General features: G+C 41.1%; 15 protein-coding genes. 4 read left to right on the top strand and 11 right to left on the bottom strand.

Annotated elements, in window-relative coordinates; translation table 11 throughout:
* Nucleotides 1-17 precede the first annotated feature (17 nt).
* From AAW12_RS11215 to AAW12_RS25445, 5 genes are all read right to left on the bottom strand, one after another.
* A complete protein-coding gene (locus AAW12_RS11215; protein WP_084823142.1) occupies nucleotides 18-3164 on the bottom strand; it encodes a SusC/RagA family TonB-linked outer membrane protein in 3147 nt (1048 codons plus the stop codon).
* Nucleotides 3165-3575: 411 nt separating this feature from the next.
* Nucleotides 3576-5291, bottom strand: a complete 1716-nt coding sequence (locus AAW12_RS11210; RefSeq protein ID WP_046673712.1) for a GMC oxidoreductase — start codon at nucleotides 5289-5291, stop codon at nucleotides 3576-3578.
* Between the two features lie 7 nt (nucleotides 5292-5298).
* A complete protein-coding gene (locus AAW12_RS11205) occupies nucleotides 5299-5787 on the bottom strand; it encodes a gluconate 2-dehydrogenase subunit 3 family protein (RefSeq protein ID WP_046673711.1) in 489 nt (162 codons plus the stop codon).
* An 87-nt stretch (nucleotides 5788-5874) separates the two neighbouring features.
* Nucleotides 5875-6534 carry an HAD family hydrolase gene (locus AAW12_RS11200; protein WP_046673710.1) on the bottom strand — a complete coding sequence of 220 codons (660 nt, stop codon included), beginning with the start codon at nucleotides 6532-6534 and terminating at the stop codon, nucleotides 5875-5877.
* 36 nt (nucleotides 6535-6570) lie between these two features.
* Nucleotides 6571-7206 carry a DUF6266 family protein gene (locus AAW12_RS25445; RefSeq protein ID WP_053003629.1) on the bottom strand — a complete coding sequence of 212 codons (636 nt, stop codon included), beginning with the start codon at nucleotides 7204-7206 and terminating at the stop codon, nucleotides 6571-6573.
* A gap of 496 nt (nucleotides 7207-7702) precedes the next feature.
* Here AAW12_RS25445 and AAW12_RS11190 point away from each other — a divergent pair, with 496 nt between their 5' ends.
* The 4 genes from AAW12_RS11190 (at nucleotide 7703) to AAW12_RS11175 (ending at nucleotide 12122) form a co-directional block, all read left to right on the top strand.
* The gene (locus AAW12_RS11190; protein ID WP_046673709.1) at nucleotides 7703-8314 is read left to right on the top strand and encodes a fumarylacetoacetate hydrolase family protein; all 612 of its coding nucleotides are present in this window, start codon (nucleotides 7703-7705) and stop codon (nucleotides 8312-8314) included.
* Between the two features lie 13 nt (nucleotides 8315-8327).
* Nucleotides 8328-10052 (top strand): M23 family metallopeptidase, encoded by a 1725-nt coding sequence (locus tag AAW12_RS11185; protein ID WP_084823141.1) that lies wholly within the window; start codon nucleotides 8328-8330, stop codon nucleotides 10050-10052.
* A 74-nt stretch (nucleotides 10053-10126) separates the two neighbouring features.
* The gene (gene bcp, locus AAW12_RS11180) at nucleotides 10127-10588 is read left to right on the top strand and encodes a thioredoxin-dependent thiol peroxidase (protein ID WP_046673708.1); all 462 of its coding nucleotides are present in this window, start codon (nucleotides 10127-10129) and stop codon (nucleotides 10586-10588) included.
* Nucleotides 10589-10652: 64 nt separating this feature from the next.
* Nucleotides 10653-12122, top strand: coding sequence for a glycine--tRNA ligase (locus AAW12_RS11175; RefSeq protein WP_046673707.1), 1470 nt, complete (start codon nucleotides 10653-10655; stop codon nucleotides 12120-12122).
* A 93-nt stretch (nucleotides 12123-12215) separates the two neighbouring features.
* Here AAW12_RS11175 and AAW12_RS11170 read toward each other — a convergent pair whose 3' ends face one another.
* From AAW12_RS11170 to AAW12_RS11145, 6 genes are all read right to left on the bottom strand, one after another.
* Entirely contained in the window at nucleotides 12216-13658 is a 1443-nt protein-coding gene (locus tag AAW12_RS11170) for a hypothetical protein (protein ID WP_046673706.1), read from the bottom strand.
* 76 nt (nucleotides 13659-13734) lie between these two features.
* The gene (locus AAW12_RS11165) at nucleotides 13735-15453 is read right to left on the bottom strand and encodes a M64 family metallopeptidase (protein ID WP_053003628.1); all 1719 of its coding nucleotides are present in this window, start codon (nucleotides 15451-15453) and stop codon (nucleotides 13735-13737) included.
* Between the two features lie 174 nt (nucleotides 15454-15627).
* A complete protein-coding gene (locus AAW12_RS11160) occupies nucleotides 15628-16488 on the bottom strand; it encodes a helix-turn-helix domain-containing protein (RefSeq protein WP_046673705.1) in 861 nt (286 codons plus the stop codon).
* Nucleotides 16489-16553: 65 nt separating this feature from the next.
* Nucleotides 16554-17756, bottom strand: a complete 1203-nt coding sequence (locus AAW12_RS11155; RefSeq protein WP_046673704.1) for a DUF4369 domain-containing protein — start codon at nucleotides 17754-17756, stop codon at nucleotides 16554-16556.
* Nucleotides 17743-20082: a glycosyl hydrolase family 95 catalytic domain-containing protein gene (locus AAW12_RS11150; protein WP_046673703.1), complete on the bottom strand. Its 2340-nt coding sequence runs from the start codon at nucleotides 20080-20082 to the stop codon at nucleotides 17743-17745. Before AAW12_RS11150 ends, AAW12_RS11155 begins: the two co-directional genes overlap by 14 nt.
* The gene (locus tag AAW12_RS11145) at nucleotides 20072-21955 is read right to left on the bottom strand and encodes an alpha-L-fucosidase (RefSeq protein ID WP_046673702.1); all 1884 of its coding nucleotides are present in this window, start codon (nucleotides 21953-21955) and stop codon (nucleotides 20072-20074) included. The genes AAW12_RS11150 and AAW12_RS11145 overlap by 11 nt, the downstream gene beginning before the upstream one ends.
* Between the last annotated feature and the right edge of the window lie 375 nt (nucleotides 21956-22330).

Genomic DNA, 22330 nt, shown 5'->3' with positions numbered 1-22330 from the left:
TTGTTAAATTCTAAGAGTTAAAAGGTTACATTCACACCTACAGAAAAAGTTTTCGCTCTAGGATAAGAGAAGAAAGTCATGTTCTGACCGAACTTACTTTCTCCTTGAGAAGTACTTTCGGGGTCATAACCTAAGAACTCCTTCGATGTAAATAAGAATGGATTATTCGCAGATGCATAAACACGTAATCTAGACATACCGACACGTTTCAGCACATCAGGATTAAAGGTGTATCCCAACTGAATCAAATTGACACGAAGGTAAGACCCATCAGCTACCCAAGCATCGTCTACGTTCGTATCTTGTCCGGCATGTCCACCATTCGTTAGATAGATAGCCTGCTGCATCGTATTCGGATTCGAGCCATTATACGCATCTGTCAGGATATTTTTTAAACCATTGGTAATACCAAAACGGTCGTAGGTCGAATGGAAGAACTGTTGCATGACATCTACCCCCTTTACAAACTGCATATCCAACGTAAAATCGAAGTTTTTGTAGCGTAAGTTATTGATAAAACTACCGGTCCAATCTGGCAGCCCTTTTCCAATGATCTCTTTCTCTGCCGATCTCTTCGCACGTCCAATCTGACTTGTCGTTGCATTGCCGGCATCGACATCCGCCTGTGTATATACACCTAGTCGACGGTAGCCATAGAAGCTATTCAGGTTCTCGCCCACACGAATAATACTATTGGCACCACCTACCCAAAAGTTCATTTGGATATCTTCATTATTCTCACCAAGTTTTACGACTTTGTTTTGGTTATAGTTGGCATTTAAGGATGCTTTCCAACTAAAATCTTCGTGATTGAAGATGGTTCCATTGATCATCAAATCCAAACCTTGGTTCTTTACAGATCCAATATTTTTATAGACTGAACTAAAACCAGAAGAGTGAGGCAATGGAGCTTCTAATAGGAGGTCATTGGTCTTTTTATGGTAGTAAGAGACATCAAAATTCAATCGATTTTGAAACAAACCCAATTCGACTCCGACGTCATATTGGGCAGTTTTCTCCCATTTTAAATCCGGATTCGCGATAGACTCGACATAAGACCACGTTGCTCGTTGACCATTTAGTAAAGTTGTTCCAGTAGCAACATTCGCAAGTGAACTATACGGATCAATCTCCGAGTTACCTGTTAGACCATAACTTGTATGTAGTTTCAAATTGCTGATCTTATCATTTCCTTTTAGGAAATCTTCATTTCCCACATTCCATGCTAAGCCTGCGGATGGGAAGAAAGCGTATTTCTTGTCTAAACCAAATTTGGAAGCTCCATCATAACGGCTTGTAAATACCACCGAATAACGGTCATCATACGAATAATTAGCGCGTAAAAAATAGGAGTTCATTGCCCACTTGTCATATGCTGAATACGGTGGATCAGGGATTGTTCCGGCTCCCATATTATTGTATTCATAGAAATCGTCAGCAAAGCCTGTCGTACGACTTCCATCATAATCATTGGTCCGTGCCTGCCACGAGAGACCAGCCATCGCATTGATCCGATGCTTGTCAATTTTTTTATTATAAGTCAGGTAAGTTTCTTCTTGCCAGTAAAGTGTATTACGGTGATTAATTTCCGCCCAACCATTTGGTCTGGAAATATTATTTAGAGTTACAGAAGAATAGCCACGGTAAGTCTTCTGATGATTATCAATACCCAATTGGGTTTTTAAGTCCAAACCTTCTGCCAAGTGGAAGGTCAATGCTGCATTTCCAAAAATCTGCGTATTGTAACGCATGCGTTTTTGCTTGTCTAAAATAGCGACTGGATTAGACATACCTTCAAAACCCAATGTTTCTGCTACTTTTGAAGAAGAGGAATTGGTATAAGTACCGTCCTTTTCGTAGACTGGATACCAAGGAATCATCTCGATCATGGTACGACGCGCTTCTTGTCCACCACCGTCTTCTGGTGTATAACGTCCCCAAGTATGGTTAACAGTTAAGTTAATTGCTGTAGAAAGCCATGATGTTGGTTTAGCATCATAAGCAAGCTTTCCATTGATACGCTTATTCCAGGTATTATTAACGACACCTTGCTGATCGGTATAATTCAAGAAAGCCCCGACAGAAGATTTGTCATCACCCTGTTGTACGTTTAACTGATGATTGTGCGAAATAGCTGTACGTGTTGCTTCCCGTTGCCAATCTGTATTATAAAGCGGGTTGCCATTGGCATCGAAATAATTGGCATCATTAAACCAGGTCTTTTTATCCAAAGACCAGGATTTCCCTTGGTACTTATTTTCATTTTGTAAGCCGATCATAAAGGCATCTACCCATTCCTGTGCATTCAATACATCCATGTAGCGTTGAACCGAGCTCACACCAGCAGATCCTTGATAACTAATTGTTTTGGACCCATCTTTGTTTCCACGTTTTGTTGTTACCAAGATAACCCCGTTTGCACCACGTGCACCGTAGATTGCTGCCGAAGATGCGTCTTTCAATACCTCGATATTCTCGATATCATTCGGATTCAACAACTGAAAGTCTTCCATCACAACCCCGTCCACAACATAGAGTGGATTGGATGATGAATTGATCGTAGCCACACCACGAATGACCACACGGTTGGCGTAAGCACCAGGTTGGCTCGAGTTGGAAAAGATATTCACCCCCGAAGCCTTACCTCTTAAGTTATCCAGCGGACTAAAGTTCTGATCTTTGATCATGTCGGCTCCTTTAACCATCGCAATAGAACCTGTTACATCCGATTTACGCATGGTACCGTAACCAACAACGACAACTTCGTCCAATTGGCTTTGATCATCGTCCAATTGTACAGAAACAGTTGCACCGGAAACAGTGACTTCTTTGGCTTTGTAACCAATGGAAGAAACCACCAATACATCCCCCGATTTAGCATCCAAAGTAAAATTACCCAAGGCATCAGATTGTGTGCCCTTCGAAGTTCCTTTTACAGCGATGTTAACTCCTGAAATTGGTTTTCCAGCAGCATCCAATACTTTTCCTTTAACTTGCTGCTGCACATGGTTTACTTCTTTTACGAAGGATTTTCCTTCGTAATTGACTGAAGTTCCGACAGCGGCATTGACTTGTTGGAAAGTACCAGCAATGACAGCCAATGAGAAAAATAACTTTGATTTTTTCCCAAGCTGCGCAAATGATTTTACGTCAACTTTGCTCATATTAATAGTGATTTGGTTTATAAAAACGTTTTAGCAAAAGATGCTTAAAACGTCTAGTTTAATTTAGTTTCCCTTAATTGATGTTTTTAAAATCGATCCGCTTTCTTAAAAATTTGGATATCCAATTCCTTTTTTGTTTTCATTCTTTCGTTTAACATAAAAGAGAAAACAGCAGGTTTAGACTACCTCTGGGCTCATTAACCCAAAGGGCTCCTAATAAATTGAGCTAAATCGCTTTTGCTTTTTTTGTAAAATTTTTTGGTTTCCCTATTTTGGTTTTTTAATTGTCTATTACTTTTTATCTTTCCTTTTTGGTTATTATTTCTTGGTTTTAACGTGCTATTCTTTGGAAAGATAGCACTTTAATTTTACTGGGGAAAGATTTATTTTCAAAAGCTTTCCCCGGTAAAATTAAATATTTCCTTTCTTCATCTCGCTAACCGCATAATCGACAGATCGAGCCGAAAATGCCATATAGGTCAATGAAGGATTTTGTGTTGATGTGGATGTCATACTTGCACCATCTGTGACAAAAACATTTTTCACAGCATGCATCTGATTCCATTTATTCAATACTGAAGTTTTCGGATCGTGGCCCATACGTGCACCACCCATTTCATGGATATCCAAACCTGGAGCCTGCCAGTGTGTATCCGGGCGAATGTTTGTGAAACCAGCATCCGTAAACATCTCCGTCATGACGGCAATGTAATCCTTTTTCATTTTTTCATCGTTCTCATCATAATCGACAGCAATTTTTAACAACGGAATACCCCAGTCATCTTTCTTACTGCTATCCAATGAAACCATTCCCGATTCTTTTGGTATTGTTTCACCCATCATGTGAGATCCAACCTGCCAAACACCTAATTTAGGATTCAACAAATTGTTCTTCAGATCTAACCCTAAACCCGAACGATCAGATTCTTTACTACGTGAAGCACCGAAACCGGCGGCATAGCCTCTTAAAAAGTCCGTTTCCTGTTTGTGCAAGTTTCTGAAGCGTGGAATATACCCTCCACCTGCGGGATTCCGCCCTTCGGCCGTAAAATCCAACATCCCTTCATACTCCGCGTAAATGCGTGCACTATAGTTGTGAAAGGCAACATATTTTCCTAACACACCACTATCATTGCCCAAACCATTTGGAAAACGGTTGGATTTAGAATTCAATAAGATTAAATTCGTATTGATTGCCGCCGCATTGACAAAAATCAACTTTGCATAAAAATCAATTTCCTCTTTTGTATTGGTATCAATAACACGTACACCCACAGCCTTTCCTTTTTGTTCATCATAGAGGATTGAATGAACAACCGAAAATGGACGTAAGGTCATATTCCCAGTCTTCGCAGCCCAAGGGATTGTCGTTGCATTGGAACTGAAATATCCACCAAAAGGACATCCTCGCTGACAAAGTACGCGATTCTGACACTGTACACGTCCTTGTTCGATGTGAATCTGATTTGGTTTGGATAAGTGTGCACAACGTGCTGAAATAACTTTGCGCTCCGGAAATTTCTTTTGGACGCTTTCTTTAAAATACTTCTCGACAATATTTAATGGGTAGCCTGGCAAAAACTCGCCGTCCGGCAATTCAGGAAGTCCATCGTGATTTCCTGCAATACCGGCAAATTTTTCGACATAAGCGTACCAAGGGGCTAAATCAGCATAACGGATCGGCCAATCTACTGCAAAACCATCTCTAGCCGGCCCTTCGAAATCAAAGTCAGACCAACGTTGCGTTTGTCTCGCCCATAATAACGACTTGCCGCCAACCTGATAGCCTCTGATCCAGTCAAAAGGTTTCTCCTGAATATAAGGGTGTTCCTTGTCTTTTACAAAAAAATGGGCCGCATCCTCATGGAATGCATAACATTTGCTGACAATCGGATTCTCTTCTTTTACTTTGAAAGGCATTTCGTTCCGATGTTCAAACTCCCAAGGCATCATATTGGTGGTTGGGTAATCCTTGATATGTTGTACATCACGTCCACGTTCCAAAACCAATGTTTTCAATCCCTTCTCGCACAACTCTTTTGCGGACCAACCGCCACTAATTCCCGAACCGATCACGATTGCATCGTAGGTTCTGTTTTTTTCACTGTCAATATTTAGATTTGCCATGTGCTATTTATGCCTTAACTTTTACCGCACCATTGTACGGACCCGGAATAAGTTTATAGATCACCTTATTCTTCATCACGTATTCTGAGTTCATATACCCCTGAATTGCACGCGATTTGAAGGTCTCAAAAAAAGCCTTCTCGTCGGTTTTGTCTTTTAACCCCGCCAAAGTGGTCTCCGTCTCTTTGCTATTTTTTAAATTCAACTGTTTTCTCAATTTATTGAAACCAGCGACAAATTTAGCCTGATTTTCTGGCGACTCACAGTCATCGACCATTTTGATGACGAAAAGATGTAAGTTCAGATCCTTCCCTCCTGGTGTATCCGATTTCGGAATCAGGATGTCAGCCAGATCGCCCAAAAATTGCTCATCTTCTGCCGAAATCTTCAGCTTATTCAATACAATTGATGCACCTCCATCATTCAGACAGGACGACAAAATTGTCAGTCCGCCAGCTATAATGAAAAATTGCTTTATTGCGGTTCTACGGTTCATAATCAGAGTTCCCTTTACAATTCGGTAATATTACATATATCCGAATAAAAATACAAATGCTAAAACGATTAAATTATTTTACAACCCTTAAATCCATTGCGCCAACAGGGCTTTTGCCTCAGACAAGTTTTCCACAATGTTATCAACAGCTGTTAGTCTAGCACGTTCCACCTCCTGTTTCGTAACTGCAATCAACTGCGTCCCTGCTCCCAACGCCGATGTGCTTCCTGTCGATGTATCTTCGATAGCCACACAGCAGTCAGCTGGTAGATCCAGATTTGTCAATGCCAAACGATAAGGTTCCGGATTGGGTTTTGGCAACTCCACACACTCTCGCGTGACAAAAAACTCAAAATAATCCAAGAGCTCGTGCTTGCCCAAAACAGTATCGACTGTGCTTCTATAACTCGAAGTCACAAGCCCGATACGGATATCTTCTGCTTTCAAAAAAGCTAAAATTTCTCGCGCTCCAGGCATTAATTCAATATCGCTCATGTTAGAATCGGCATAAGCCGCACGTGTACGCTTCCACATATGTTCTTCCGTCACGTCGTAGCCATAGTCCTCGGTAAGACGCTTGACATTATGTGCTAAAGTATGTCCAGCAAAATCGCGAATCCAATCTTCATAGTTGATCAGAAGGTTAAATTCCTGTTTTAATATAGGGGCCCAATTTTTGAAATAGAAATATTCCGAATCAATTAACGTACCATCCAGATCGAACAATACCGCCTGTATTTTATTCATAGTGTTAAAGATACACAAGTAGACTGAATTATCCTATTAAATGACACCGCAATAGGTCGAATTTGAGAATGCACCATGATAGGTATCCCAAAAACCGATGTAGACATGATATTCAAATTTATCCTTTCTAAATGTCGCGATATCAACCGTACATTCCCCCTGCGCCGCATCCGCTACGGCCATTTTGAGGTCGCCCTCCCGATCTAAACTGACTAAGGCCAGGTTTAATTTAAACATGCTATCCCTGTATTTTGGATTCGGTATCCAGGATAATTTCAGCAGACCGTCTTCCCAACGAGCCTGAACACCTTCGGGAGACACGAGCTCCCCGACAAATACCTGCACTTTTTCCATACTAATAACTGGTTTATTTTCGACATCCACATCAATGGCATTTTTGAAAATGTGCTGCTGTGCAAGCTGAAATTTTCCTCGCCCAGAGTTTTTAGTTTCTTCAAATTGATACCCAAAATCAACAATAGGTTTTATCCAGCGACAAAACTCACTGACCATTTTTAATTTTTGACGGTGTGCCAATTGCGCTGCAGTTGGTAGTTTCGTACTTTTCCTCCTCGCCCCCCGTATAACACATTTTCCATTGAGATTATAGCCATATACTGAACCTACTTTACCTCGAAAACCACCATTTGGACCATCTTCTAATATTCCCATTTTTTAACCTTCTTATTTTATTTCTATAATCTATTTTACACCCTAACAAACAATTGACATCAATGTTTTACTTAGCTTAGCCATAAATTAGAGTTTGGTTAGGTTTAAGTTAGGTTTTCATTAGGTTATACCTAAACTAACCCTAACTAAACCCTAAACTAACCCTAACTAAACCCTATATAAAAGGTCACTTTGGTAATAGGTACAGATGTTGTTGTTTTCCTTCATTTTTGGATAAGCTTTGGACATTTATTAAGTTTGTTGTGGTAAACGAAAACTAAGGTATACCGAGTAGGGATGCACGACAAGCTTTTAGAAGATAGCCATATCGTTCCTCACATGACGTTCGTTAGCATAGCGCATTCAGGCCTAGTGTAGGTCCCTCACGAATAGCATATAGTACTTTCGAATACCGCCTCAAACGTACACGCAATGAAAACCGAGCTCATGAATTCGCAAGAAATCTGGAAGCTTCATTGCCTAAAAAATTTATATCATGAAAATAATTGCAATCGGTCGCAATTACATCGACCACGCGAAAGAACTCAATAATCCAGTCCCTGAAAACCCCATTATATTTTTAAAACCCGATACTGCGGTATTAAAGGATAACAAAGATTTCTATTACCCGGAATTCTCCAAAAATATTCAGTTCGAAACCGAAGTTGTCCTCCGGATCTGTAAAGAGGGAAAACATGTCACCCCAAAATTTGCATCAACATACTTCGATGCCGTCGGTTTGGGAATTGACTTCACCGCAAGGGATGTGCAGCAAGAACTAAAAGCAAAAAGCCTTCCCTGGGAATTGGCAAAAGCATTTGACCATTCCGCAGTAATCAGCAACTTGATTCCTAAAGAGGAGCTAACAGATGTGAATTCGATTGATTTCTCCCTGCAGCAAAATGGACAAACAGTTCAGCAGGGAAATACCAAGGACATGATTTTCTCCTACGAAGATCTGATTGTGTATACCTCCAAATTTATTACCCTTCGCAAAGGGGATCTCATTTACACGGGCACGCCTGTTGGTGTTGGCTCTGTAGCCATCGGCGATTTATTGGAAGGTTTCATCGGCGACCAGAAAATGTTTAGCTGTAAAATTAAATAGTAGGGGAAATAGCATGATAAAAAAAACGACAGCATTACTCTCCCTGCTAATCTGCATAACAGGTGTAAGCCAGGGACAAGATATTATCAAAAGCCGCAATTATCCACAAAACTATTTTGTAAGACCGATGGACATTGCTCCACAGGCTTCGGGATCATTCGGCGAATTGCGGGCAACACATTTCCATGGTGGGGACGATTATCGGACACAACAACGCATCAATATTCCGGTGCATGCAGCCGCGGAAGGTTTTGTATCCCGTGTCAGGGTACAAATAGGCGGTGGTGGTAATTATGTTTATATTGATCACCCCAATGGTTACACCTCGGTATACATGCACTTGGAAAGTTTCAATTCGGACCTTGCTAAAATCGTCAAAGATGAGCAGTATAAGCAAAAACGTTTTGATGTCGATGTCTTTCTTAAACCAAACCAGGTCCCTGTAAAAAAAGGAGAGTTTATTGCAAATTCGGGCAATACAGGCGGCTCTGCCGGTCCACATCTTCATTTTGAAATCCGCGATACAAAGGCACAACTGCCCCTCAATCCCCAATTGTTTGGACTACTCTTTCCGGATGGTGTCAAGCCGATCATTCGCGGCATGACAGTCTATGATTTGGGCTCCGAACTGTTTGATGAAAATACACCCCGCAGGCATCAAACTATTAAGTCCGTTGGTAGCGGCAATTATAGTTTAGCAACAAACGCCCCTATCTCTGTGAACGGTACCTTTGGATTAGGCATTAACACCGTCGATAAACGCAGTGGTATCTCATTTACGTATGGTGTCTACTCGATCGAACTTTTTTTGGACAACAAAAACATCAGTACGGTGCTCTTTGAATCAATCCCTTTTGATCAGACCCGTGCGATCCAGTCTTACGTCGACTACCCCTACTTAAAAAAATCCGGTGTACGTGTTCAAAAAAGTTTTAAAGATCCAAACAATCCGATCAACATCTATAAACACTTGGACAACCTGGGGAAAATCGAATTGAAAGACAATGAGGTCCATGAGGTAAAATATGTCGTCAAGGATGTTCAAGGAAATACGAGCGAATTGAATTTTAAGGTGCAAAATAATCCCTCGCTTTCGATCAGTCGCGCCAATGCTGCCGGCTTAAAAATGTTCCACTTCGCAGACGAGAACAAATATGAAGCAGAGAATGCGCGTGTTTATATGGGTAAAAATGTATTGTACGACGATCTTTACTTCAATTATTCACAAGGAGCAAAACCTGCAAAAGGCTACTCGGCAATGCACTATATCCACAATGCTTATACACCGGTCTTCGGATACTACAAGCTCATGATCAAACCAGACTACAGCTTATCTGAAAATCTTTATGACAAAGCTTTGATTGTTTCTTCCGATGGTGGAGCACAGGGCGGTAAATATGAGAACGGTTGGGTGGTGGCCAATGTACGCGAATTTGGCGGTTTTTATGTTGCTGTTGACACCATTGCACCGAATATTGTAGCACGTAACCTGACCGACGGGAAGAATTTGAGCGGACAGCAATCCATTGACTTTACAATCAGCGACAATCTCTCTGGAATAGATACTTTTAATGCTTACATTGATGGGAAATGGGCTTTGATGAAATATGACCCGAAAACAAGACATATTTGGCATGACTTCGAACCCGACTTAAGCAGTGGCCGACATGAGTTTAAACTCGAAGTAAAAGACAACAAAGGAAATTTAAAGACATACGAAGCTTCTTTTACAAGGTAAACACCTGATTTTGGGCAATAAATCAGCGATTTCAAGAGATTAATCGTATCTTAATCGACTAAATACAAGATAATATGGCAACACTAGAAATAGGACAGAAAGCACCGGATTTCAGTGCAAAAAATCAACATGGTGAAACAGTCCATCTTTCAGATTTTAAAGGGAAAAAAGTTATTTTATATTTTTATCCAAAAGACAATACGCCAGGCTGCACCACGGAGGCCTGCAATTTCAGGGACAACTATCAGTCTTTGAAAAAAGATGGTTTTGAAATCATCGGTGTAAGTATAGATGGGGAGGCGTCGCATCAAAAATTCATCAGTAAGCATGAGCTACCTTTTCAATTGCTTGTAGATGAAGACAAGAGCCTTGTCGAGGCCTATGGCGTATGGGTTGAGAAAAACATGTATGGCAAAAAGTATATGGGCACAGCACGCACCACTTTTGTGATTGATGCAGATGGCATTATCCAGCATATCATCAAAAAAGTAGATAACAAAAATGCATCGCAACAGATCCGTGATTTAGGCATTTAAAGAATGCTTCTTATCAAGAATCTTATATCTAAAATCTAAATACTAATATCTATATTTGCCACTTATGAGCAAACAGACAGACGACTTTTTCAAAAGTGTAGTATCACACGCGAAGGAATACGGTTTTGTATTTCAATCGAGCGAAATATATGACGGATTAAGTGCCGTCTACGATTACGGTCAATTAGGTTCGGAATTAAAAAACAACCTAAAGACTTATTGGTGGAAATCCATGGTGCAATTGCACGAAAACATTGTTGGTATTGATGCCGCAATTTTCATGCACCCCACAACATGGAAAGCATCGGGTCACGTTGATGGCTTTAACGACCCAATGATCGACAATAAGGATTCAAAAAAACGTTACCGTGCCGATCAATTGATCGAAGACAAGATTGCACGTTATGAAGCAGACGGTAAGACAGCAGAAGCTGCTGCCCTATTAGACGCTTTGAATACCGCATTGAATGCTGATGATTTAGCTGGACTAAAAACCATCATTGAAGAACATAATATCGTGTGTCCGGTTTCAGGCACCAAAAATTGGACTGAAGTACGTCAATTTAATTTGATGTTTGCCACTCAGATGGGTGCTATGGCAGATGGAGCTGATCAGGTTTACCTTCGTCCTGAAACTGCACAAGGTATTTTCGTCAACTTTCTGAATGTTCAAAAGACAGGACGCATGAAAATACCTTTTGGTATTGCCCAAATTGGTAAAGCTTTCCGTAACGAAGTGATCGCACGTCAGTTTATCATGCGCATGCGTGAATTCGAGCAAATGGAAATGCAATTTTTCTGCCGCCCGGGTACTGAATTGGAATGGTATAACAAATGGAAAGAGACACGCTTGAAATGGCATTTGGCATTGGGTTTCGATCCTTCAAACTACCGTTACCACGACCACGATAAATTGGCACATTACGCAAATGCGGCAGTTGATATTGAATTCAACTTCCCATTCGGATTCAAAGAAGTTGAAGGTATCCACTCGCGTACAGATTTTGACTTGAAACAACACCAGGAATTTTCTAAAAAGAAAATGCAATATTTTGATCCTGAAATCAATCAAAACTATATTCCGTATGTAATTGAAACTTCAATTGGATTGGACCGACTTTTCTTGACTGTATTATGTAACGCTCTGGTAACGGAAGATCTTTCTACAGCAGAAAAACAAGATTCTCGTGTCGTATTGAAATTTCCACCAGCATTGGCACCGGTAAAAGCGGCAATTTTACCATTGACCAAAAAAGATGGTTTACCAGAAAAAGCTCGCGAGATCCTAAATACATTAAAATTGGATTACAACGTCCAATATGATGAAAAAGATGCCATTGGAAAACGTTACCGTCGTCAAGACGCAATCGGAACACCGATCTGTATCACAGTCGATTACGATTCGCTAGAAGACAATACCGTTACCATCCGTCACCGTGATACGATGGCACAGGAACGTGTTGCCATTGCCGATCTTGAAAAAATATTGAATGACTTGACTGGTTGGAATACCTTACTAAAAAAATTGATATAGCCAATCCGCTACCACAGAAAAGGTGTCCATTGCTGGACACCTTTTCTGTGGTAATAGATGTAGGGTGGCGAGATGCCTAGTACAATAACTGTGCTAGTATTCTATTACAATATTGTCGTCCCAATGTTCGTTCTTCACGACCTGAAAACCCAGATTACCATTGGTGGTCTCCAACAATTTGCCCTTAAACTGTATTTGAACATTGTTGCGGATTTCGCTTCCCAGTTCAAATGTACGTAGCAGCTGGCCGTCTTTGAAAACCCGAAACTCATACCTAATAGCCTTATTATCGGTATAATAGCCCATAAATTGATTAAAAGTAAAGCTTTGATTCGCTGCTGTAAAATTTGGGACAACCGTCAACACACTTTTATCGATTTGGTCGTTACTTCGCGTCATGAAAGGATAATAATGAAATATTGGATGCAGCTGCTTCACCTGAATACTGTCTATTACACTAAGGTCTTCGCTATCCGTAAAAGTCAATTTGACCTCGCTGTAGATGCGATCTAAGTTCAGTACCCGCTCTACTAGTGCCCCCTTAACTTCAAAGGTATCCCGACCTGCAAACAACTCCGCAGATCGTTCAGAAAAAGCATTCGTAGTATAAAAGTGTTCAAAATCCACAGCCTCTGCCATAATCAGCGGCAACGCTGAATTTTTAGCGATCAGACTCAGGTAATAGGTTCCATTCGGCAATTCAACATCGAAAGTTTCCTGCGAATTAAGCACTCCCGATTTGATCATGGCCTTCGATTTCGCATCAAACACATGGTAGTAAAACTTGCTGGGTAAAGCCTCTGGCTTTACCTGCCCATAAATCATCAAGTTATCCATCTTAAACGTACCCGTCGTTGGACTGTAGCCCATCCCACCGTCTCTGTTTCCAGCAAATAATGAGATTTTCAACCATAGCTCTTTGCTGTTGCCAAGAGAAATATCTGCTAACGATGTACTCATGGGAATTTTAGCAGAAATTGGCACATTTGGAGGATACCTAATGGTGTCTGAGAGCACTGAAAAGCTATTTCCCTTATCCAGGGAATAACTCAACAATAACGCCCTTGGCCCTGAACCCGAACTATTGCCATCAAATGTCCAGTTGCCTAAGGATTGAATACCTCTGGTAGGGATTTTGATTAGGATCTCTTTCACGCCTTTAAAGCTTACGGCTTTTCCCGTTGCGGGCCAACCGGCCAGGAAATCATAGTCTGTCTTTTCATTGTTGTAATCGATCAAAACAGCCGCATCGAGTGCCACTTCAGGCACAGTGTTGCTATTATCAAACGTCCAATGGTACAACAATTCGTTTTCGGAAGCGGCTCCGCTTAGCGCAGCTCGTTTTGTCTTAGTCGATTGCTTTTTTAGTGGAGTAACAATCGCTTCAAAATCCTTGACTTTGAATTTTACCGCATGAATTGCTTCATCGTTTTCATCGGGAAGTTTTGCATGCTTTTTGCACGAAGGCATCGCGGCTAAAACCAGGATGAATACACATGAAAGAATCCCCCAAGTTGACTTGGATTTTCTTTTCATAAATATAAATGATTTATAAGTTAATTAACCGGCAGATTAAAATTAACTTATAAATTATTTTATTCCAACAATACATCTAAAAAGTTACAATTGTTTTCTCGCTTTTACACGTTGTCTCTTTATCTATTTTTTGAACATATATCTTTCCAGACGAGGTTGGTAATTTCATTGTGAGCACATTATTTACCCCCGTTGGGCGTACATACTCCCCATTAAATTCATCCCATTCATAGATTGGACGGCCATCTTCATTCAACCAGATGTAGTTATAACGCCCATCGACTTTATCCTTTACCGTCAACTGTACTGTATTCTTCTTCTTATCGATTTTAACATCAATACGCTTTGGTTTATCGATTTTACCCAGTGTATGGATATGAATTTTTGTCATCTCGGAGGTGCGGTCATCCCAAATACCACGGACGAAGTATACTTTTGATTCCACAATATTTTGTAACACAATATTATTGCCTGTCTCTTCCCAAAATCCTGTAGCGGCATCATACCAACGATATTCAAGTCCGGCAACAGGATGCTTTACCGTGAGCACCTGAGCACCACCATAACAGGTTTCCAATGTATCGCCCCATGTGGTCGATGGTTTCGCTAAATCAATCAATTTCACCTGATTAAAGGTCCACACAACCGAGTCTCGGTGGTTGACATAGGATGGATTGCGCACTAGATTTGTCGTATCTTGAATCATTACCTTCAACGTATTTGCTCCAACGCTTAACATCCCCGGATCGAGGTAAATCGAATCAATGTCGGTCGCAATTGTTTCATCATTCAATAACCAGGACAATTTAAAGGTGTTCGGGGAAGGTTTTGCCAGGCGCAGGGAAAACTTCTGAACACTATCTAAGGTAATCGGCTTGTCGAGCGTCGGCTTTACCTGAATAAATGGGCTTGATTTTTTTTTGATGGAAGCAACAAATTGTTCTTGACAAACGGGGCAAAATGGAGCTACTAGATATTGCATTTTACAATATTCATGTGGTCTAAACCAGTTGGAGGGTGAACCTTTACCACCATAAGAATAAATACCAACTCCGTCTTTTCCAAGCCAGTATTTCCAGGGGACCTGACTTGCATCTGCTGACTGTGAGCGGTTTACAGATTCAATAGCATATTGATTTCCAGCCCAATACTCATCGGCAAGCTGGGCAAAGGAATGTCCAATTTCGTGTACCGCGATATCATTGCTCTTAAAATTAACCGTAGAAGTTGCCCATTTTCCTCCTGAACCACCATAAAATGGGGAATTGACCAACACAACGACCTGTGTATAATTGGGCGTATGCATTTTTAATATCTCTTCGATACGATCATTTTTTTGCGGTACAACCAAACGATGTAAACCACCATTGTCAAAGCTGCTTCCAAAAATCGTGTTTGGATGGGCAACCGGAACAGCATGATCCCGTGTAAACTTGTTGTAACGTGGTGGATATTTACTTAAATCGGTTTCACCATGCACACAATCACCCGCTTTGCAATCGTGCGCTGCACCAGATTCCTCGGAAATCGTACGGATTGCAAACACATTAAAAAAACTGCTGTACTGTTTGAAGGGTTCGATCGAGAAAAAATAGTTGGTAAACTGCTTGGCATCTGCAGCGTAATCATCCAGCTGTACTTTGGTGTAACCGTCTCCCAAAATGACCAGATTAACAATATGCTTATCCGTTCCTTGGTATTGCAGCGTATCGATCTTAAAAAGAGAACCTTGGGCCCGCGCCTGCATCAGCGATACAAATAAGGCTATAAAGACAAAAAATAGATTTTTATTCATCGGAATGGTTATCGTTAACGTTCAAAAATAACACTTTAACACCTGCTATCTTTAAATTTTATTAACGAGTCTTTCTCCGATATTGTCAACAAAACCATTCTTCTGATTTCCGTGGAGGGAGCATCCCAAAATCAACGGGATAAGGTTCCGGCATCGTAACATCCGACAGACAGCTTAGTCACGCATACGATGTTCCTGTACATACTCACTCGGCGAAAGTTTGGTTATTTTTTTGAACACCCGATTGAAATTGACAACATTGTTAAACCCTGTTTTAAAAGCGATATTAGAAACACTTTCTGAAGATTCGTCAATCAACATTTTACAGGCACGTTCAATCCGTATTTCATTGAGGAAGGTCACATAGGTTTTCCGTGTATGTTTCTTAAAATACTTGCAAAATGCATGTGGGGTCATATGTGCCACCGCTGCTATATCTTCCAGGGAAATCTTGTCTCCAAAATGCTGGAAAGTATACTGGAATATTTCATTGATTCGCAATCCTTCGGCATCGGAGAACTTCTTTTGTGGAATACCTGTATACAGCGAAGTCCATTGATCTACTTTTTTACTTAAAAAATTAATCAGCTTCACAAACGAGAGGAGGCGATCTATGCCCGCACTCACGTTAATCTGTACAAACTTCTCTTTCAACGCAACGGAGTGCTCCGCATCCAATTTTTTACTGACGTTGATGTGTTCCAGGAAATATTTAACATCATCAAATTCAGGGAAATCCAGAAAAGGTTTAAAATGCTCGTAGTCGAAAAAAATATGGATGGCATGAATACCATCCTTTATATCCTCCCCTGTTTTGAACATATGCGGTTCGTCCGCATCAACGATATAGATTTCGTCCTCTTCAAAACTGTGTGTAAAGTTGCCAATCATAAAGGTTCCCCGCCCCTTCAAAATGTAGGTCAGCTGGATTTCCTTGTGTCGGTGGTAGTTGCTATAGAATGAAGGCAGAATATCTTCCTGCACACAAATAGATCCTTGATAAACAACCGGAACTGTAAATTGAACGACTTTCATTACGTATTGAAATAACAAATATTAAACAGTTAATTCAAATGTAAGATTTTTTAAGACAATAATCGTTAATTTTTAACAAGAAATTCCTTTACCTTCCCTAAAAACTGTGGCATTGCTGGATCCTCACCACTCAAGGATAGGATTTGGAAGGTCTGTGGATTTATCCATAGATAACTTGGCGTACGATCTATACCAAAATCATTTTCCATCGTTGCTTGGTCGTTATAATTCAAAAAATAGCTCTGCTTACCTAGGGCGAGATCCTTACTTGATTTGATCCATTTATCCAGATCCTTATCCAGCGAAAAATAGATAACCCTTACCCCCATAGCGTTCAACTGAGATTCTTTTTTCCGTAACATCTCTATATCCGCCTTACTATTTGTATTGGAAGTTTTCCAAAACGCGGCAATCAGCATTTTAGCTTTTGAAAAATCCTTCAAATTCAAACTATCCCGTTCTACATTCATCGGGCTAATAGCAGGAAATACAGGCATATTTTCATAGAAGTCTTTCACCTTATCGACCTTTTCACGGGCAAACTTAAAATAAGGATGCTTCTGTAAATCTGCATTAAAACTCAGCAATGCGGCATCGAATTTTTTATAGTTCGTCTGATCCAAGGAGATGTATTTAAAAAAATAAGGCAATACCAAGGATGAACGATGGGTACTATCGAGAATAAAATCGGCGTATAGTGTGCGTGGATTAAATGCTGTATTGCCACTTAAGCGCTGTATTTCATCCACTGTTTTTTCATAGGAACCGTCATTTCTTGCAGCCATCGAAGGCAGCTGGCTCTCCAACTGCCTTACCCTTTGGCTTTTATTTGCCGTTTTATTTTTTTCCTCCTGTTCACGCTTGTGGTAGGCTGCATTGAACTGCACAAAATCGTTCGCATTCTGCGAAGAGGTTGTCAAGGTAAACTTGCCCTGATTTTCACTCAAATCATATTCACTCCCGCCTTCGACAAATAACGTATAGGGCTCCATACCCTTTATCTGAATATCATAAAATCCGGCCATAGCCAATTCACCTTCCAAAACAAATTGCCCATTAGCAACCTGTGTTTTTACAAATTGCTGCAGTTTATTGTCGTGATCGACGAGGCTCACCTGAGTTCCGTTCGCGGCAGTGGTTTTTCCAGTTATCTTATAGCTAAAGCTATTCAACAAGGCGGCTGTCTTCGCCGATTCGGACTTTTGGGTACAGGCTGTCGTCCCCAAGGCCAGCACAGAAATCAAGTAAAAATATTTAACGAACTTCATAATCTTTATAGTTTCCGTTTTCAAATAGACGAAGCTTTCCTTTTTTACCTTTAATCCGCAAATCGGAAACCTTTCCATTTTCCCATTTGATGTCTACGGTATAGTTGCCTCGGGTTTTAAGTCCCTTAACTTCGCCCTTTGACCAGGCTTTGGGTAGAGCAGGTAATAGATGGATATAACCATTGTGGCTCTGTATCAACATCTCGGCGATCCCGGCTGCACCACCAAAGTTTCCATCGATCTGAAAAGGCGGATGCGCACAGAACAGATTGGGGTAAGTGCCCGCTCCGACTCCTTGATACGTTGTTTCATTGGTAAAAGCGGGTTTAAGCAACTGCCTTAGAATTTCGAGTGCATGATCGCCATCCTGTAATCTGGCCCAAAACAATATTTTCCAAGCTCTCGACCAGCCCGTTCCTTCATCGCCGCGCACAGCTAAAGTCTTACGTGCAGCTTCAGCCCATTCAGGTGTCGTCTGTGGCGAGATAAATGCCGCAGGATACAAACCATATAAATGCGATACATGTCGGTGTTTAGGTTCAACTTCCTGATAGTCTTCGAGCCATTCCATGACACGCCCCGATGGGCTAACGACTACAGGCGGAGGGATATCCTTCAGCTTTGTTTTCAAGGTACCGGCAAAACTATCGTTCATCGCCAGGATAGAATCTGCTTGAATTACTGCCTGATACAGCTCCCGTACGATCTGATTGTCAATGGTAGGTCCCATCACAACCGCAGCAACTTTTCCATTGGCCATTCGGAAAGCATTTTCCGGCGACACCGATGGTGAAGTGACCCACCATCCGGTTTTAGGATCCTGAACAAGTGTGTGATCATAAAATACGGCTGCTCCTTTTAATATCGGGTAAATCTCTTTGAGGTAATTTTTATCGCCGGTGAACAGATAATGTTCCCAGAGATGATTACATAGCCAGCCCGATGCCGTACTGGCTCCCCAGGAAGCCTGCTCACCCGGAGCGGAATAGCCCCAGATATTCGTCATCATATAGACCACCCACCCCGGTGCATTATAGTATGCCTTTGCAGTCTGCTCACCTGTCTTTGCAATCCGTTTTATCATTTCGATAAAAGGCTTATGATACTCGCTCAGATTATTAACCTCCACGCCCCAATGATTCATTTGTGCATTGATGTTGAGATGATAATCACCATTCCAAGGCGTATTGATCTGATTAGCCCATAGTCCCTGAAGGTTTGGCGGGAGTGCTTTTGTATTTTTCGGGGCAGCACTTGAAATATTCAAATACCTTCCGTATTGATAATAAATCGTTGCCAAATCGGGATCCTGAACCGGATTTTTATAAAAATTAGCAATGCGTTCATTGGTCGGAATAGCGTTATTCACTGTATTTCCATACAGATTGAGACTTACCCGATCGAAGACCTTTTGATACGCAGCGAGATGATCCCGATATACCTTTTGTTCTTCAGCAGTTTTTGCTGCTGTAACCGCTGCTTTGACAACAGGTAAGGGGTCCTTTCCATAATAGGAAGTACTTGCTGAGAAATAGATCGTAAGACCACCATTTGCCGACACCTCTAAGGTTTTATCCTTTTTGTTGATCTGCAGATTTTTACCTTTAACCTGAATTAATCCAACGAATTTCAGATTTTTACCACCTTTTCCATCAGGCAAAGATCCCTCAACCAGAATCCCATCGTCCAACAAGGTATAACGGTCAATATTTTCCTGGCGCTGGAATGATATGCCTAACTGCTGTACCACATCTTTGCCTTGGCTTAATTGAATAACACCGACATTGTTGTCAAAAGAAGTATAATAACGGCGTTGGACTTGCTGTCCATTGATCTTGAATGAAGTTTGTGCAGAGGCCGTCGCTAAGTCCAGGGAACGCTTGTAACCTTCGATCGTTCCAGCAGGCAATTTATAATCGAGTATAAGGTCGCCGAACAGCTGATAACAGCCGTAGGGAACCGTTGCCCCATTACCAAAACCAGACCCCTTGCCTTTGGTCACAAAAGTTTCATTGACCAATTTTTCGGCTTCATCATTTTTACCGGCCTTAAGCAGCGCCTGAATAGCTTCAACATTTTTATAGGCTTCATAATTATTGGGATCCTCTGGACTGCCCGACCACATACTAATCTCGTTGAGTACGATCTTTTCATGACTAGGATTTCCATCTGGCATCATGCCGATGAGTCCGTTTCCTAATGGCAAGGTCTCTTCCCAAACCTTCGCGGGCTTATTATACCAAAGTACGAGTGGATTTTGTTGAGCAAAAAGTATCGTGGTATGACATATACATACCACGATAAGCATTAAAAATCTATTTACCATACAATTCAAATTCCGCTATGGCTAATTCATTGCCATCGATAAATTGTTTTGGTTCAAATTTGATAAACTTGGTTGCGCTGTTCGTATCGAAAAACACCTGTTGCAAAATCGGATTCGCCTTAATATTGGAAAACTCACCTTCTTTGACAAGGGTCCATGTTTTCCCGTCAGTACTAGTTGATATTTTATAATGTGTTGGTGTCCCTACGTTCTTTCCATCCTGACGAGGAAGGAAGCCGATACCAGAAACAGGTTTATCTGTAGCGACAACGATTACACCTTGATCGGCAACAGTCGCAAAAGGACTTGGTTTTCCGTCAGATAAATAAGCATTATTATTGGATCTTCCCGTCGAAATCTTAAACCCTGTCAGCTTTTTCACCTCTTTGGTATTAAATGCAAAGGGTTCGTTGTACTCCTTGAACAGTCCAAAATCACTGAGCGTGATTGCTACCGGAGCATAAACATGAAGACGTAGTTTACTTGCAGTTTGAGGTTGCTCGAGTTTGATGAGGCGGTTTGCACCGATACTTGTTGCTTTGGCCAAAGGCTTCCAGCTGTTATTTTCCCAACGTTCAATGGAGACACTATCTATACGTTGTCCCAACTTAATATTCTCCCGCAACTGAATTAGGTCGAACTTAGCAGGGGATTTTAATTTTATTTCCAATGTAGCCGATGTTTTAGAATCGTCTGTTGCCCAATAGCTGTATCGGTCGTTATCTGTAATAAAGGAAGTACCATAGGATTTTGAATCACTATTACGGGTATTGGATGCCGTGATGGTCGCTCCTTTGGCTAAATTGGTACGGAAAGTTTCCTTCACTTTTTTTCCAAAAGCCTGCAGCGACTTCACATCATTCTCATGTAATGTACCAGAAGGCATCGGTGCTAAGCCAAGATTCATACATGCTCCCCTTCCAACTGATTTTAAATAGATCTCAAAAAGCTGATTGGGTGTTTTTACACGGCTATCTTGTTCTTCATGATAAAACCATCCCGGACGTTGTGGTACGTCACATTCAGCAGGTATCCAATATTTACCGTTACGGTCGCCTGTTTCGGCATTGTGTGATTCTGTCGCACCAGGTACAGCGACTTTTCCATTTAAGCCAATCGGCGTAAATGTTGCCCATGATGTTTCAGCAGCAAATCCTTTTTCATTGCCCACCCAACGCATATCCGGACCGATATCTGAGAAAATAACGGCTTCAGGCTGTAATTTTCTTACAATAGGCCACGTTTTTTCATGCCACTCATAGTATGTTGTTCGATCGATGATACGCTTCCCTTCATGTCCACCATAAAAGCCATCACCGCCATTTGCTCCGTCGTGCCATGACGTAAACAATGGGCCATAATTGCTCATCAGTTCGGTCAGCTGCTGTCTGTAGGCATCGGCATAGGCCGGTGTGCCGTAACGCTCATCGTGACGGTCCCAAGCAGAAAGATATACACCAAATTTCATCCCATTCCGATGGGTCGCTTGCATAAAATCTTTGACCATATCCCCTTTCCCGTTTTCCCACGGTGAAGAAGCGATACTATAGGATGTTGTCTTGGTTGGCCACAAACAGAATCCGTCATGGTGCTTTGCTACACTAATTAAGCCCCTGAAACCACCTGCTGCAGCTGCCTTAGCAATTTGATTTGCATCAAAAGCCGAAGGGTTAAATAATGAGGGTTGTGCATCACCATAGCCCCACTCCTTATTTTGGAAAGTTGTCGGCGTATAATGAATCAAACAATACGTTTCCATCTCCTGCCACTTTAATTGACGCTCGGTTGGCAGAGCCCCGTAAGCTTTTAAAGTATCTGATTTGGCTACAGGCCCGCTGGAAAGTAAAATGGAGGATAACAAGATTGTCAACATAGTCTATATTTATGTGCTAGAAAATTAGGTTGTAAAGCCCTAAGATAAGAAGTTTTGCAAAATGCTGTATGTAACATTTGCGTACAAAACCGAGCGATGCTCAGCTCCATTAGGATGTATTCTTGGGTCAAATCGTATTTTTTGATCAAATCAATCGATTGATTAAAATAAGTATTCCAATCTATCCATGCTGCTTTTTACAGCCAATCTTTTAATTTTTCGTCCTTTTTTCACGCTAATTTCCTGAAAAATCAGATTCTTTCGCTTATTGATCAAACAAAAATCATCCATCCTTTATTAATAGAGGATAAGATAGTTAGCAGCGTTCAACTAGATGCTCGCTTAGGCTATCCTTGAGATTGGCATGATAATTAT

This window comes from Sphingobacterium sp. Ag1, from assembly GCF_000988325.1.
Classification (GTDB): Bacteria; Bacteroidota; Bacteroidia; order Sphingobacteriales; family Sphingobacteriaceae; genus Sphingobacterium.
The sequence above is the reverse complement of the archived record's forward strand: the minus strand, read 5'-3'. Positions and strand labels throughout refer to the sequence as shown.